General features: G+C 47.1%; 13 protein-coding genes. 6 read left to right on the top strand and 7 right to left on the bottom strand.

Translation table 11 applies throughout. The features are described 5' to 3' along the window. Window positions 1-13 precede the first annotated feature (13 nt). Window positions 14-619 (bottom strand): 50S ribosomal protein L25/general stress protein Ctc, encoded by a 606-nt coding sequence (locus NNC77_RS07515; protein ID WP_022121569.1) that lies wholly within the window; start codon window positions 617-619, stop codon window positions 14-16. Window positions 620-903: 284 nt separating this feature from the next. Between NNC77_RS07515 and nusB the strand changes: the two genes are divergently transcribed. From nusB to NNC77_RS07490, 5 genes are all read left to right on the top strand, one after another. Then, window positions 904-1,971 carry a transcription antitermination factor NusB gene (nusB, locus tag NNC77_RS07510; protein ID WP_153081244.1) on the top strand — a complete coding sequence of 356 codons (1,068 nt, stop codon included), beginning with the start codon at window positions 904-906 and terminating at the stop codon, window positions 1,969-1,971. Window positions 1,972-2,049: 78 nt separating this feature from the next. Next, window positions 2,050-2,364, top strand: a complete 315-nt coding sequence (gene yajC / locus NNC77_RS07505) for a preprotein translocase subunit YajC (RefSeq protein ID WP_006847301.1) — start codon at window positions 2,050-2,052, stop codon at window positions 2,362-2,364. Beyond that, window positions 2,357-3,337 (top strand): CdaR family protein, encoded by a 981-nt coding sequence (locus NNC77_RS07500; protein ID WP_217745832.1) that lies wholly within the window; start codon window positions 2,357-2,359, stop codon window positions 3,335-3,337. Before yajC ends, NNC77_RS07500 begins: the two co-directional genes overlap by 8 nt. Window positions 3,338-3,367: 30 nt before the next feature. Then, the gene (gene coaE, locus NNC77_RS07495) at window positions 3,368-3,940 is read left to right on the top strand and encodes a dephospho-CoA kinase (RefSeq protein WP_022121572.1); all 573 of its coding nucleotides are present in this window, start codon (window positions 3,368-3,370) and stop codon (window positions 3,938-3,940) included. Window positions 3,941-3,951: 11 nt separating this feature from the next. Beyond that, complete coding sequence (locus NNC77_RS07490) at window positions 3,952-4,401, top strand: DUF5606 family protein (protein WP_022121573.1); 450 nt, start codon at window positions 3,952-3,954, stop codon at window positions 4,399-4,401. Window positions 4,402-4,470: 69 nt separating this feature from the next. On the opposite strand, the gene NNC77_RS07485 is transcribed toward NNC77_RS07490, so the two are convergent. The 6 genes from NNC77_RS07485 to NNC77_RS07460 form a co-directional block, all read right to left on the bottom strand. Further along, complete coding sequence (locus NNC77_RS07485; protein ID WP_217745833.1) at window positions 4,471-5,832, bottom strand: MATE family efflux transporter; 1,362 nt, start codon at window positions 5,830-5,832, stop codon at window positions 4,471-4,473. A gap of 152 nt (window positions 5,833-5,984) precedes the next feature. Then, on the bottom strand, window positions 5,985-6,935 hold the full coding sequence (locus NNC77_RS07480) for a phage antirepressor (RefSeq protein ID WP_254986869.1): 951 nt from the start codon (window positions 6,933-6,935) through the stop codon (window positions 5,985-5,987). 173 nt (window positions 6,936-7,108) lie between these two features. Beyond that, a complete protein-coding gene (locus NNC77_RS07475) occupies window positions 7,109-7,669 on the bottom strand; it encodes a DUF5675 family protein (RefSeq protein ID WP_254970462.1) in 561 nt (186 codons plus the stop codon). A 14-nt stretch (window positions 7,670-7,683) separates the two neighbouring features. After that, on the bottom strand, window positions 7,684-10,293 hold the full coding sequence (locus NNC77_RS07470) for a hypothetical protein (protein ID WP_254970461.1): 2,610 nt from the start codon (window positions 10,291-10,293) through the stop codon (window positions 7,684-7,686). Window positions 10,294-10,574: 281 nt separating this feature from the next. Further along, window positions 10,575-10,970, bottom strand: coding sequence for a hypothetical protein (locus tag NNC77_RS07465; RefSeq protein ID WP_254970459.1), 396 nt, complete (start codon window positions 10,968-10,970; stop codon window positions 10,575-10,577). Then, window positions 10,952-11,113 (bottom strand): hypothetical protein, encoded by a 162-nt coding sequence (locus NNC77_RS07460; protein ID WP_182000944.1) that lies wholly within the window; start codon window positions 11,111-11,113, stop codon window positions 10,952-10,954. The genes NNC77_RS07465 and NNC77_RS07460 overlap by 19 nt, the downstream gene beginning before the upstream one ends. Before the next feature lie 751 nt (window positions 11,114-11,864). On the opposite strand from NNC77_RS07460, the gene NNC77_RS07455 reads away from it, so the two are divergent. Beyond that, window positions 11,865-14,636, top strand: a complete 2,772-nt coding sequence (locus tag NNC77_RS07455) for a DUF3427 domain-containing protein (protein WP_254970457.1) — start codon at window positions 11,865-11,867, stop codon at window positions 14,634-14,636. Window positions 14,637-14,644 lie beyond the last annotated feature (8 nt).

The following is a 14,644-nucleotide window of genomic DNA, read 5'->3' as shown; positions in this document are numbered from 1 at the left end:
GATGACTCAGTGATTAAGCCTCTTCTTCCTCAGTAGCCTGAGCTGCGAGCTGAGCGTTACGTGTCATCTTGATAGAGCAAACTACAACAGCCTTGCTTGTAGCCAACTCGAGACCCTCGAATGAGAGGTCACCTACCTTGATGCTCTTACCGATCTTCAACTCTGTAACGTCGATATCGAGGTGCTCAGGGATAACCTGGTAAGGAGCTGTAACGTTGATCTTACGGATAGAGAGGTTCATACGACCACCATCACGTACACCCTGTGCAAGACCTGTCAACTTAACTGGAATACCGATAGTGATAGGCTTCTGGTCGTTAACCTCGTAGAAGTCAACGTGCAGAGGAGCGTCTGTTGTTGGGTGGAACTGGATCTCCTTCATGATAGCTGTGTGGCTCTCACCGTCGATGATGAGGTTGATAACGTATACATGAGGAGTGTAGATAACTTTACGCAACTCAGCGAATGGAACTGCGAATGACATAGCCTCAGGAGCACCGTTCTCGCCCTTCTTCTCACCGTAAAGGTTACATGGGATAAAACCTTCCTTACGCAATGTCTTAGAAGCTTTCTTGCCAAGGTCTGTACGCTTCTGACCTGTTACATTAATCTCTTTCATTTTGTGTTACTCTAAATTAAGTTATTAATAAAAAATGTGCCTTAACTCGCCATCACACGGATTAGCTTTGCTTAAAGCGGGTGCAAAATTACGAAAATTATTTGGAATGAGCAAACTTTTTGCCGAAAAACATGTTTTATATGCAGAAAAAATATTGAAAATACAATTTTTTGCTTAAATAAACTGAAATTTTTGCCCGTTTTCTTGTCTATTACCTATTTAATGTGTATTTTTGCAAGCGTATTAGGTAATTTAATAAATGAATCTTTTAAAAACATTAGAGAATGATTAATAGGGATTTGATAAGACGTAAGATTGTGCAGTTAACCTACGCATACTATCAAAACAGCGATCATAACATGGAGAACGCTGAAAAGGAGCTGATGTTTAGTCTCTCCAAGTCATACGATTTGTACAACTACATGTTGCAGCTCATCGTTGCCATCACCCAGGAGGCACGCAAGCGCTACGATGTAGATGTAGCTCGTGCCAAGAGAGAGGGTGAGCAGGAACCTTCACCACGTTTCGCATTCAATAAGTTCGCTCTGCAGCTCGAAGAGAACAAGATGCTGCTCGAATGGATAGATGTTAAGCATTCCAACTGGGATGAGGATATCGAAATGGTGCGCAAAGTGTATACTGCGATTACGTCTAGCGATCTCTATGCTGATTATGTCAGCGGTGCTATTGATGAGGAACTCGCCGATCTCGACGAGTACAGCCGCGACCGCGAGGTATGGCGCCGCATCTACAAGCAGTTCATTCAGAATAATGAAGAGCTTGATGCATTCCTCGAGGAGAAGAGCCTCTACTGGAATGATGACAAGGATATCATAGATACTTTCGTATTGAAGACTATCAAGCGTTTCGATCCGGAAGCTAAGGCCAAGCAGGAATTGCTGCCGGAATATAAGGATGCTGAAGACAGAGAGTTTGCACGCAAGCTCTTCCGTGCTACCATCCTCAACTGCGATACCTACCAGCGCTATATGAGCGAGGCATTGCGCAACTGGGATTTCTCCCGTCTTGCCTATATGGATGTGATTATCATGCAGATTGCCATCGCTGAGGTTATGAACTTCCCTGGCATCCCGGCTACCGTCACTATCAACGAGTATGTAGAACTTGCCAAGGCATACAGCACTCCTCGCAGCGGCGGTTATGTTAACGGTATGCTCGACAGCATCTGCCGCGAGCTCATCAGCCGCAACCTCATCCAGAAGGAGATGCCTGAGCGCAAGCAGCATCAGCATGCACAGCACGGCGAACATGCCGGCAAACAGCGCCCGGACAACCAGCACCCAGCCGGCCGTCGTCCGCGCATTCATCGCGCTCCGGGCGAGGGTGAGTAAATAACGGAGGTCTTTCTTGCTGGCCACACCTTATTTATATATAGAACATAAAATAATAATAGATAATACTTTAACGACATGACAAATTTAGTATTGCAAGCAGCTGCCGGTGGTAGCAGCATGAGTTTTCTCATCATGATGGTAGCTATCTTCGCTATCATGTGGTTCTTTATGATCCGTCCTCAGCAGAAGAAGCAGAAGGAAATCCGCAAGTTCCAGAATGCTTTGGCAGAGGGTACCAAGGTGGTTACAGGCGGCGGTGTTTATGGCACTGTTAAGCGTGTTGACCTTGAGGCTAATACCGTTGATGTTGAGATAGCTCGTGGCGTGGTAATCACTGTAGCTAAGGGCTACGTGTTTGCTGATGCAGCTAGTCAGACACCTAATGCATAGTATCAAGAGCATATTAAAAGCTGTCAGAAACTTCCTGTTCAGTGGTCTGAATAAGGAGTTTCTGATTTTTTTGTTCTTTCTCGCTCTCAGCGGCATCTTCTGGCTGATGATGACGCTCAATGAGACTACCGAGAGAGAATTCAATATTCCTGTGCAGTTAACCGGCGTGCCCCGCAATGCGGTGATAACCGGAGAACTCCCTGATACCGTGCATATTACGGTGCGCGATAAGGGATTCACACTCGTTACCTATGCTTACGGAGGCAAGATTCATCCGCTCACATTCCGGTTTGCCAATTATGCCGACGAGGAAACGGGAACGGGACAGATCCCGATGGCTGATGTGCAGAAACAGGTGGCATCCCAGCTCTATGGCTCTACCAAACTGATCTCCATCAAGCCGGCAAAATTCGATTTCTTCTTCACCTACGGCTCTTCCAAGCGAGTGCCTGTGGTGTTCAGAGGTAGGATTACAACCAGCAAGAGCTATTATCTGGCACATACCGAATTCCTGCCGTCTACGGTTACGGTTTATGCCAACAAGAAGCAGCTCGACCAGTTGGAATCGGTAGAAATCGAGCCGTTCAACATGCGCAACCTGCAGGATACCATTCATCGCAGCGTACCTATCAAGAAGATACGTGGCATGAAGATTGTGCCTCAGATGGTGCGACTGGCGGTATATCCTGATGTGCTTACCGAAGAGTCGGTCGATGTGCCTGTTACGGCCATCAACATGCCTGATAACATGGTGCTCCGTACCTTCCCATCTAAAGTGGCGGTAAGATTCACCATCGGAGCCAGCCTCTTCAGAACCATCAAGCCGAGCCAGTTTAAGGTGGTAGTAGATTATAACGATCTGGCTAACAACCCTTCTGACAAGTGCAAACTCCAGTTGCGCAGCGTGCCACGCTCGGTGAGCAAGGCGCATCTCGAACTGGAAACGGTAGATTATCTGCTGGAACAGCAATGATAGTTGATAATTGATAGTTTTTCTACTATGATGAAGATTGCGATAACGGGCGGTATAGGTAGCGGAAAGAGCTATGTGTGCCGGATATTGGAGAAACAGGGCATCCGGGTTTACGACTGCGATGCTGAGGCTAAGCGGCTCATGCGTACCGATGCCCGCTTGCAGGCTGGCTTGAAGAAGCTGGTAGGCGAGCAGGTTTACAGTGCAGAGGGCGTTTTGCAGAAGCCCGTGCTGGCTCAGTTTCTGCTGGCTGGCGAGGCTAACAAGCAGGCTGTCAACGATGTGGTTCATCCGGCTGTGGCGCGCGATTTCGAACAGAGCAGCTATGAGTGGATGGAGAGTGCCATCCTCTTCGATAGCGGTTTCTACCGTCGTATCCACCTCGATTTCGTGGTCTGCGTAACGGCTCCCGTCCCGGTCCGCATCCAGCGCATCATGCAGCGTGACCATATCCCGGCAGAGAAGGCGCAACAGTGGATAGATGCCGTCATGCCACAGGAAGAACTTGCAGCCCGCTCCGATTTCGAAATCGTGAACGATGGCGAGCAGGATATCGATGCACAGGTAAGAAAATTATTAGATATCATTAATAATAAAGAATAATAGAAAAGACAATGGAAACAATCCTTTCAATTGCAGGCAAACCAGGCCTTTATAAATTGGTATCAAGAGGTAACAGAAACCTCATCGTAGAAACACTCGATGAGACTCACAAGCGTATCCCAGCTTTCGCTACCGACCGCGTAACAAGCCTTGGTGACATCGCTATGTATACAGACGCTGATGAGGTGCCACTCTGGGAAGTGCTCGACAGCGTAAGCAAGAAGGAAGAGGGTAAGCCTAGCACTTTCAACTACAAGAAGGCGCCTGTTGCTGAGCTCCACGCTTATTTTGCTGAGGTTCTTCCTAACTACGATCGCGACCGTGTTCACGACAGCGATATCAAGAAGCTCCTCCAGTGGTATAACATTCTTGCAAAGTACGGCATCACCGATTTCAAGGCTACTCTCGCTCCTACAGAGGGTGAGAACGTAGATGATCGTGCTGAGCAGGTTGCTGAGTAAAGGAAATTGCAGTTAGTTTATATTAAGGGTGTTCATACTTCTAGAAATAGAATATGATACACCCTTTTTTTATTCCTTTTCAATCTTCTTCAGTTCCTTTTCAAATCTTCTTCGATACATTTCTCCCGCTATGGTCAGACCGAACGGGAAGGCTAACCAGATGCCCAGAATGCCCAAGCCGCATGGGAAACCTAGGGTGTAGCCCAGCGGCAGGGAGATGACGAAATAGGCGATGAAGGCATAGAGCACCATCGGCTTTACACAGGCGATGCCACGCAGCGCATTGGCAAAGGTATACTGCAGTCCGTCGCCAAACTGATATACCATCAACAGGATAATCAGCGTAGCCACATACGCCTGCACCTCCACATTATCATTAAACCAGCCACCTATCTGATGGCGAAGCAGGAACACCGGCAAACCCATACACAGCGAGAACAGCAGGTTCAGACGGAACCCGTCGTAAGCATTTCGGCGAACTGCCCCGTAGTCCTTCTGTCCCATAAAATGGCTCACGCGGATAGCCAGCGCAGCCGCCATGCCCGAAAGCACGAGATAGAAGAGCTGCGAGAGGGTAATCATCACCTGATGAGCCGCCAGCGGAATGGTTCCCAGCCAGCCCACCATCACACAGCTCAGCGTGAAGGCAGCCGATTCCATGCCCAGCTGCAGCGCCACAGGCCAGCCCAACCGGTTCATCTCCCTGAAGTCAGCCTTGGTCAGAGAGCTGTGCAGAATATCGCGTCTGTATTCCCCGAAATTCTTGCCCGTCATCAGCATGCCCACCATCGCCAGCGCCATCAGAATGCGGCTCACCAGCGTCGAAATACCGGCTCCCAGCAAACCCAGTTCCGGGAAGCCCGCCACACCGTAAATCAGTACCCAGTTGCCCAGGATATTGATTACGTTGCCGCCAATCATCGCCCACATCGCCACCTTGGTCTGTCCGAGTCCGTCAAGAAATTGCTTCATCGTGAAGAAGATGCCCATAAAGAGCACCGAGGCGAGGTTTACCAGAAAGTAAGGACGGATGAGCGAGAGCAGCTCTTCAGGCTGTCCGATGTGCCCCAGGTTCAGGTAGAGCACAACGAGGGCGAGGGTGAAGATGAAGCCCGTCAGCATGTTGGCACAGAAGGCATTGCGCACTTTCTGTCCGATGCAGTCAGTCCGTTCCTCGCCGTAGAGCCGTCCGATGATAGGAGTGAGTCCGTAGGTGAATCCCATATAGGATACGAAAACGAGACCGAAGATATTGTTCACCAGTCCGGCAGCCGCCAGTTCGGGTGTACTGTGATGGCCAATCATCAGCGTATCAGCAAATCCCAGGATGATGGTACCCAGCTGTCCTATGATGATAGGAATGCCGATAGCCAGCAGTTCCCGGTAGTGATGTTTCTTGTTCGTCGTTATTGATGTCGTATGATTATTCATATTTGCTTTTAATTACTAATCTATTTCCTTTATTCTGCTTAAGAGCATGCAAAGTTACGGCTTTATTCACTAACTACCAAATTTTTCTCCCTTTTTTTTTGAGGACCAGCGATGGAATCGCTGGTCCCCAGCCTTTTTACCTTTTTACTTTTTTACCCTTTTACCTTTAGATGTATGAACTTCCTTCCTCTTTCTGTCCATACGAGATAGGTGTGGGTGTAGGCGGTGCCCAGCTTCTCCTGTACCCCATCGCAGTGAGGGTCGGGGAGGGTAGAGTAGCGCGTGCGGCTCTTCGCCAGTCCCATGTGGGCATAATCGGCATAGAGCAGATACTGGCCGCTCTGGTAGTACTGGATATGAAGGGCACAGAGCTGGCGGTTCAACTCCTGCGCCGTGATACCCAGCTCCTTCGCAATCTGCGTGGTGGTATAGCAGGAAACAGAGTTGAGCACATTGTCGGTGTAGAGCGCCTTCGGCAGAAGATGATCCACCTGATTCTCCAACTGGATGATGTTCTCACCGTTCTTGGCGATGCAAACCACCTGTTCATCCACCACACCGTTCAGCCGACGAATCTCCGTATCCTGTTCTCCGATGAGTTTCTTCTGCTGATCAATCTGCACCTGCTGGTTTTTCAGCAGATTCTCCTTCTCCTTGAGTGTAGCTCTGAGAATCTCTTCAGCATGCCGAATCGTCTCCTCATCACTCTCGCCCTGCTTTACCGGAATATAACCGCCCGTCTTGCGAATCTGTGGCAGCACCTCGGAAGTAACCCAGTTTTTGAATTTTACCGCCGTAGGAAGCTTGGAGCCGAGAACCAAAGCATAGAATCCGCTCTCGTTGACGAAGAGCATCTGCTGTAGTCGTTTTGCAGCAACTCCATCCTTCTTTTTGCCAGTCACTACCCATACATCGCGTTTCGCGATGTATGGGTCATCAACATGTCGCTGAATGGCAGCCCACAGGTTCTTATACCCCAGCGCATTGCAGACATCTTTCGCGCAGAACAAAGGTTCCCCGTTTTCATCTATCTGAGTAAGAATCTTACCGAATTCAGGGTTTTCAAACACGACAGCATTACCCGCTGTCTTTTCATTCTTCATCTCTTCCTTTTTTGTTTTATAATTTTTTTCCATGATATAAAAATGTTTAATTATTAATGTTGAATGTTGAATGTTAAATTGAATGTTGAGTGTTGAATGTTGAATGTTGATTTTTTGCCTAACGGACTCAAGGGCGCTAGCCTAATTCAACATTCAACACTCAACATTCAACATTACAAAATCGTAATCCAAATGCTCTCATCCCTGTCTCTCGCAGCGGTGATGGCATTGATGAGGCGGTGGAGCCAGATGCGGGAGTTCACAACCATGCCTTTTACACGGTTTTCACCCACCAGGATGCAGCCCTGCGTATCATCGGGATAATTGCCGGCATGGATGCGGATGCCCTTAAAATTGGGGACACCCAACAGCAGCGGCAACCACATCTTAAACCTCGGCGACTTGCTGACCACCACCGGATAAGTGCCCTCAGGTATCGCCGTCTTGCCCTTCATCTTCTGCGCCTTCTTGCCCGATACACGTCCCAACCGCACATTCTCCTCGGCAGGACTTAGCTCTACACCCAGAAGGTTGCGCCAGCACGGCTCCATCGTATCACAGAAATACGAGTCCGCATTCAGCTTCTCCGGGGGCACCTCGCATACCGTCTTCAGCCCCCTGCACTTGTTCACACTCTCAATCGTGCGCTTCTTTACATCCTCATCCTTCAGTATGTAAAGGTGACCTATCGTGTAGGTCTTCTTCTTCGCTATACGTTTTAAAACTATCTGCATAAGTCAAAATAAATTTAAGATTCAATAACCATACCGTCGTGGCGGTACTTAAGCTTCTCAAAACTGTCACAACTGTCACAACTGTCACGCTTGCCCGTATACTGATACGCCCGCCTGATGTAATTCCGGTGCAGCCACTGCCTGATCATCATATCGGTACCCTTCGCATCCAAACCATGCTCCAGCCGGATGGCAAGCAACTGCGCAGCCGTAAAGTTATCGGGCAGTATCTGTAAAAGATTCTGAGGCCCACGCTTCGAACTCCTCTGCGCCGTAAAGTTCTCCTTCGCAATCATGTCGCCGAAGAACCGCATCTTGCAGTACAGGTCATACTGCTCGCTCCAGCGGATAAACTCGTCAATCTCCGGCTCCCACTTGCAACCATTGGCTACATACAGCACACACGCCTTCAGATAAGCGATGACATTGGCACGGAACGAGAGATTCTCAAACGTCCTGTCCTGCGACAGCCGGGCAAACTCAGCATTCTCATCCTTCAGTTTAAGGGCAAGCTGAAACGCCTCCTTACACTCAATCAGACCCGTTACTTTGTTCAGATTTTCGATGTAAGGCCGTAGCGCCTCACGGTACGATTCATCATAAGTTCCGTAAACAGGCATATCTTCGCCGATTTCCCTTTCGGGAATGGTACAGAAGTTGATACGGCTGATAGGACCATCGGTAAGAACCTTAGAGAAGTAACGCTGACCCTTCTGGATGGTGGTAGATGCATTCCAGTTGAACCGGATGGTAACACGCTCCGTAACACTCATCGTTCCTACGCGAGTTTGTCCATATTTGTTACCTGGGTCTGCCGCCAGACACATGATACGGAACTGCTGACTTCCGCTGCCCTTGAGCGCATCAAACTGGTCTAGCTCATTGAGCGAAGTATAGAGGAAATGTTCCTGCGCTTCGGCCGTTCTCATCACGAAAGCCGGGTTTGTCATATCCGCATCAATCTCCTGGATAATCAGGTTTTCAGGTCTCTTGCGCTTATCCTTGTTGGCACCCTTGCGCAGCATCTCATCCTTCCACGCCTTTTCGCGCTTCAGGTTTTCTGCATCCCTCAGCCTGATATCCTCCATAATGAAATCGATAGGCCTGTTCACGCTGCTCTTACCCGCTCCGGTACCCGCAAGCAGCAGCGTCATCAGTCTCGCCTCGTGCTCCACGTTGTCAATATACCGGAACCTCGTCTTCCAGAGATGCGTAGCCAGCGGCGGGAAGATAGCGTGCGCCACAGCCGGCTTATAAATTTCCGGTGTCCTCGATATCAGCAGCTCCACCAGCTTCGGCAGTTTCTTCGGCATCTCCGGCGGGTCAGGATAATCCTCATCAGCCCTATTACCTGTTAACTGTAAACTATTAACTTGTTGATTACCCCTATCAACTGTTAACTGTAAATTATTAACTTGCTCAGCCCTATTAACTTTCAACTGTAAACTATTAACTTGCTGGCTGGCCTTCTGCTCCGCCAGCGCATTCACCCTCATCACTTCCCTCGACATCGGCTTCGTATTGTCAGCATATTTCGCATAGAAGTCGTGAATCAGCTGATGGCAGTCGTTCTCCTGATAGTAGCTCGGCATTTTCACCCTCACCACCTTCATCAGTTCCTCTTCCTCCATCACCCTCGAAGCACCGGCGCTCATGATAGCCAGCAGCGAAGAGTGTCTCGACCCCACGGTATCAATCTCCATACCCCCGAGTCCGGCAGCCTGCGTAAAGAGGTCAAACGCAATCAGGTTCTTCTCCCTGGCTCCCAGTCCGCCAGCATTCTGATTGCCTCCAGAATCCCCGATATGAGGAGCATCAGCACCATGGCTATTACCAGATTGGGCAGGCTGAACAGCAGAGCCAGCAGGATAGCCGTCGTTGCCCGATAGTCTATTATTTTCATTATTCTTACCATTGCTATTAACTTTTAACTGTAAACTATTAACTTTCCCAGCTCTTCCGTCCACGGTCAGTCCGCGGTCCAGATACGCCTGCCTTCGTATCAGAATCTCCTTCTCGCTCAGCACGGCGCACCACATTTTCGACCTGTAGATTTCCGAGTCCTTATCCGTAAGATAAATCATTCTCTCGGGTGTGATGCAGCTCTCGTCATACGGCACCCCCAGCGCCTCGCAATACGCCTTCTGCGTCTCCTCGATGGTCATTCCTACCGGCAGTCTGATACCGATGTGCAGCTTCTTCCGGGCACTGTAGCAGAGGTGCAGCAGCGAGCCGTTCCAGATGCTGTCAGAGCAGTTCAGCTCCCTTGCCTTCTCGATAGCCTTGTCTACATACTCCCTGTCATCCACGTCGATGATAGTCTGGAACATGAAGCTCTCGGGCTGGGCATTCTCCTGTCTGCGCACATTGTTCTTGAAAATGCCGTAGTGGGGACAGAAGAAAGGCAGTTCGCTCTTCAGCCTGTCCTGCGCCTTCTTCACCGCCTTCTCGTCGTTGGCATTCACCTTCGGGATAGGCAGCTCGCCCCTGATCTGCTGAATCATCTTCCTGATTTCCGGCGATGCAATCACCTTGTCATACACCGCCATACTGTTGGAAAACACCTTCCCCTTATTGCCCTTGCGATAAGGGTTCAGTGCAATTACATGTTGTGTTTCTGTCATGTTATTTCGTTAATAAAAGATTGGTTTGTGGGGTAATCCCCTCTTCCGTTTTCACTACTCTCAGTCGTCTGTAAGGAGGATGACTGAACACATACGCTTTCACTTCCATCATTTTAAATAATTTAGAAGATTGGGGGCTCCCACCATGGTTGATGTGCAGATACACAAAAGCCCCCGAAACTCAGACCGCATTGGTTCTGAATTCCGGGGGCAAAGGTAAGGCAAATTTCTCGCTTCTACCTAGTACGTACTATGTACGCGTACTAGTACTACCTGCCAGATTAGCCTCTGATAGCAGGCATCACTTTTTCGAGGAAGGCACCCGTTTTCTTCTGTTCCATTCCTCGGTTGTAGGCGGCTCTCATCGAGTTCGGATTAGGACCCCAATAATTGCCGAATACGCTCCATATATTATCGATTTTCAACTCTGTACCTATCTGGTTGGCAAGGATGGCAGCTTCGGATGATGACAGTCCTAAGGGCATGAAATCTTCAGTTACCATGCCTATCTCTATCAGGTTGTTCTTTATCCTCTGAGCCTTTTCCGTTTTCAGCTCAGCCGGCATTACAGCATTTCTGCATGAGTTTTGTTCACAGGCATTGCTGCCATAATAGTTCTCCACATGCTCGAAGTACGAGCTACCAGCGTTCATGATGATCATTCTTTGTCCAGACATTTCTCATCCTCCTTTCCCTGATAGTTGTTCATGTGCTCGATATACTGGCATTTGTCATTTAACTGGATGGTATTGTATATGTTGATGATATTCACTTGTTTTGCGTGGGAGTGTCGAACTCTACCAAGATTGCTTTTTTTCATTTTGCTTTTTGTTTTTACGTTTCGAATTGTTAATTATTTAATTGTTTAATTGTTATGTCCTCGTTTTAGCAAAGGACGTGTGTTTGCGCTAACAATTTAAAAGCGTAAGCAACTGGAGAGCTGCCGAGCGCCTACTATCGTAAGGTGTGGGGGCGGGTAGGTTGTGTGTTTACTTTCTGGTTGTTGATATGGCATTAAGTTGATACTTGGTCGCAGATACCTGGCATCTCGACCGATTGATAGTAATTATAGCATACCACAGCTCGCTTAGGAGTTCTCCTAAGCTTCCGAAACACCTTTTCTTCATAAAGTCGAGGTGATTGCTGTTAATATGCTTCATTTTTTTCATATTTTCAAAATTTCGTGCAAAGGTAATAAAAAACATTCAAATAGCCAAATAAAAAGTGAGCGTTATGGCGCTCACTTTAATTTAATGTTTATTATACATACATGTGATGTTTTTAACAGATTAAACGCCATTCCCCCTCACGCATCCCTGCAATTCCCTTCATGCCCCCTGCAATTCCCCTCATGCATCCCTGCAATTCCCTTCACGCCCTGAAAGGGCAGAAGCTCCTAGCCCAGGGCATTCGCCCTGGGTATCTATGTCCGCACGCCTGGCGCCCTGAAAGGGCAAAAGCTTTATATGGCGCCCCAAATATGATAAATAAGCCGAAAAAAATAGGAGAAAAGATGATGTAAATGGATTCTTTTTTGTACTTTTGTACGCAATTAAAGAAATGCAAGACTTATGGAATCTAGATTCTTGACCAATTATACAGAGACAACCTTCCTGTCTACCATTCAGATGAACTTGCGCCGCTGCAAGTCATTTGCTTTTTCAGTCAGCTTTATCAAGAAAGCCGGCCTGGTACTCTTGGCTAAAGACATTAGTGCTGCTATAGAGCGTGGTGCTAAAGGAAGAATTATCACTTCTACTTATCAGAATTTTACCGATGTAGAATCGTTAAACTACTTTTTGAGTTTGGCACAACATCCTAATTTTGAGTGTCATCTGGACGATGAATGTTTCCACGATGAGAAGAACTATTTTACCAATGGTTTCCACTCTAAAGGCTATATTTTCGAACTGGAAAATGGTATAGAAATGGTTGTTGGTTCTTCTAATATCACACGCTATGCTTTGCTGAAAAACATAGAGTGGGATTTGGTGGTAAATTGCGAACATGATACCGAGGCTTATCTTGATGCAATGAATGAATTTGAAAGCCTATGGAATCAGACGTATGAATTATCGCAGGATAGAATTAAAGAATATTCTACCAAACTCAGTTTTGCTATTGAGCATTGGGATATGGATTATGATATGGCGGATTCTGAAATCAAACCTAATTATATGCAGCGCAAAGCACTTAGGGAATTGAACAGGTATCGTGCCATCGGCCAGGAGAGGGCTTTGGTGATTTCTGCCACAGGTTCAGGAAAGACGTATCTGGCAGCATTCGATGCGCTCAATTTTAACCCCGACAGATTGCTCTACATCGTACATGAAGGCTCTATCTTGAAGAAATCCCTGGAGACATTCCAAAAGGTCTTTGGTGGCTCTAAAACCTGCGGCCTGTATAATGCGGAGGCAAAGGAAACAGGTGAGGATTTCCTGTTCTCTACCAATGTTTCGATGTGCCGTTCGCTCGAACTCTTTGATAAGAAGGAATTCGATTATATCATCATCGATGAGTGTCACCATGCTGTAGCAGACAGTTATCGGAAAATCATCGACTATTTTGAGCCGGAGTTCCTGCTGGGATTGACAGCTACCGAGAACCGAATGGATAATCAGGATGTAGTAGAGATTTTCGGCAATAATATCCCATACGAGTTACGGCTTCGTGATGCCATCATCAATGATCTGATTGTGCCTTTCCACTATTATGGTATTCGTGACGAACTGGTTGATTATGGGTTGACAGCATCTGGCGAACGCCGTTTGATTTCGCAAATTTCTACACCTGAAAACTGCGAGTTTATCCACCAGCAGATAGAGAAGCATCGAATGGGAAACCAGAAGCTGAAGGCGCTGGCTTTCTGTAGAAACATCCAGCATGCCAGAATGATGGCTGATAACCTGGGTGATTATTACAATACAGCTTTCTTGAGCGGTAAGAACAAGACCGGTGAACGTATTCGTGCTTACAATGATTTACAGGATGAAAACCGGGATTTGGAAATCTTGTTTGCTGTAGATATCCTTAACGAGGGTGTGGATATTCCTGGTGTCAACATGGTGCTCTTTCTGCGCCCAACGGAATCGAGTACCATCTTCTTGCAGCAATTGGGTCGAGGTCTTCGTAAGTATACAAACAAGCCTTATGTTACGATACTCGATTTCATTGGCAACAGCTATAAGCGTAGCGTTCATATAGCCTTGGCGCTAGGCAGTCTTTCCCGCAATTCTATTTTGGAAAAGAAACTCTTGAAGTTCATGGTAAGGAATGATTTCAAGAGCTTAGGCTTGGATAAATATGGCGTTGAGGTACACATCGATGACCTTTCCAAAGAGGAAATCATCGACAAGATTGAGAGCGAGAATTTCAACCGCATCAACTATCTGAAGATGGATTATCAGAACTTCAAGGCATATCTGAAAACTCCGTCTTATCCATCGCACATGGATTATATGAATAGTGATTATGCTCCTAATCTCTTGAAATTCATGAAGATAAAGATTGGCTCCAAGAAAACCAATTCTTATTATGGTTTCTTGAAAGGTATAGAAGAAGAGGGCTTGCCGGTATTCTCAGAAGAGCAGATTGCTTGTATCAATTATCTGTCTAGTCTTTTGCCTTTAGTAAGAGAGCATGAGTATCTAGTAATCAGAAATTTACTGGAGGGAGAGACTTCTTTATCTCGTATTGAAGCCAATATCCGGGAGGAGATTCCTGGTTTCAGGTATGAGCAACTGGAGCACGCTTTGCGATTCCTGGAAGAGGGATTTGCTGTGAAGATAGAAGCGGATGAAGTGCAATTATGTGGCGAAAGAGAACAGGAATATGAGGCATATCTGCAAGATTTGCTTAACTATGGTTTGACGCAATATGAGGCAAGATATGCTGAAACGAAAGAAGATTTCCTGTTGTGGCAGGACTATCGTCAGGATCAGGTGCTCTTGAAAATCCTGGAGAATCCGAAGCACAATCAGTATGGCACTTACTATAAGGATGGCAATATGTATGTATTTGCTGGTTTAAAGAAGGATGCCTCGCTGGATGAACATTTGAAGTATAATGACAAGTTCTTGTCGCCAGATGTTTTCCAGTGGGAGAGTATTGCTCGTATCTCTGCCAAGGATGAGGCTTTGCAGCGAACTGCCAAGAGGGTATTGGTGTTTGTGAGGAAGGTGAGTGCTGAGAATGGTATCACTCTGCCATATACTTATATCGGAACTGGTCATTTGGAGAATCCGAGAAAGGATGTAACGACGAATGGTTCCATATTGTATGATATCCACATGGACAATCCGTTGTCGCAGGAATTGCAGGAAGACTTCCAGTGGATGGAGTAAATGATATT

Origin of the sequence: Segatella copri, from assembly GCF_024330485.1 — a bacterium.
Lineage (GTDB): Bacteria > Bacteroidota > Bacteroidia > Bacteroidales > Bacteroidaceae > Prevotella > Prevotella copri_L.
This window is presented reverse-complemented; position numbering and strand designations above follow the sequence as displayed.

Bases quoted from the DNA above. Each gene is read 5' to 3' on its own strand.
- NNC77_RS07515 (WP_022121569.1), bottom strand. From the start codon at position 619: ATGAAAGAGATTAATGTAACAGGTCAGAAGCGTACAGACCTTGGCAAG.
- nusB (WP_153081244.1), top strand. From the start codon at position 904: ATGATTAATAGGGATTTGATAAGACGTAAGATTGTGCAGTTAACCTAC.
- yajC (WP_006847301.1), top strand. From the start codon at position 2,050: ATGACAAATTTAGTATTGCAAGCAGCTGCCGGTGGTAGCAGCATGAGT.
- NNC77_RS07500 (WP_217745832.1), top strand. From the start codon at position 2,357: ATGCATAGTATCAAGAGCATATTAAAAGCTGTCAGAAACTTCCTGTTC.
- coaE (WP_022121572.1), top strand. From the start codon at position 3,368: ATGAAGATTGCGATAACGGGCGGTATAGGTAGCGGAAAGAGCTATGTG.
- NNC77_RS07490 (WP_022121573.1), top strand. From the start codon at position 3,952: ATGGAAACAATCCTTTCAATTGCAGGCAAACCAGGCCTTTATAAATTG.
- NNC77_RS07485 (WP_217745833.1), bottom strand. From the start codon at position 5,832: ATGAATAATCATACGACATCAATAACGACGAACAAGAAACATCACTAC.
- NNC77_RS07480 (WP_254986869.1), bottom strand. From the start codon at position 6,935: ATGAAGAATGAAAAGACAGCGGGTAATGCTGTCGTGTTTGAAAACCCT.
- NNC77_RS07475 (WP_254970462.1), bottom strand. From the start codon at position 7,669: ATGCAGATAGTTTTAAAACGTATAGCGAAGAAGAAGACCTACACGATA.
- NNC77_RS07470 (WP_254970461.1), bottom strand. From the start codon at position 10,293: ATGACAGAAACACAACATGTAATTGCACTGAACCCTTATCGCAAGGGC.
- NNC77_RS07465 (WP_254970459.1), bottom strand. From the start codon at position 10,970: ATGTCTGGACAAAGAATGATCATCATGAACGCTGGTAGCTCGTACTTC.
- NNC77_RS07460 (WP_182000944.1), bottom strand. From the start codon at position 11,113: ATGAAAAAAAGCAATCTTGGTAGAGTTCGACACTCCCACGCAAAACAA.
- NNC77_RS07455 (WP_254970457.1), top strand. From the start codon at position 11,865: ATGGAATCTAGATTCTTGACCAATTATACAGAGACAACCTTCCTGTCT.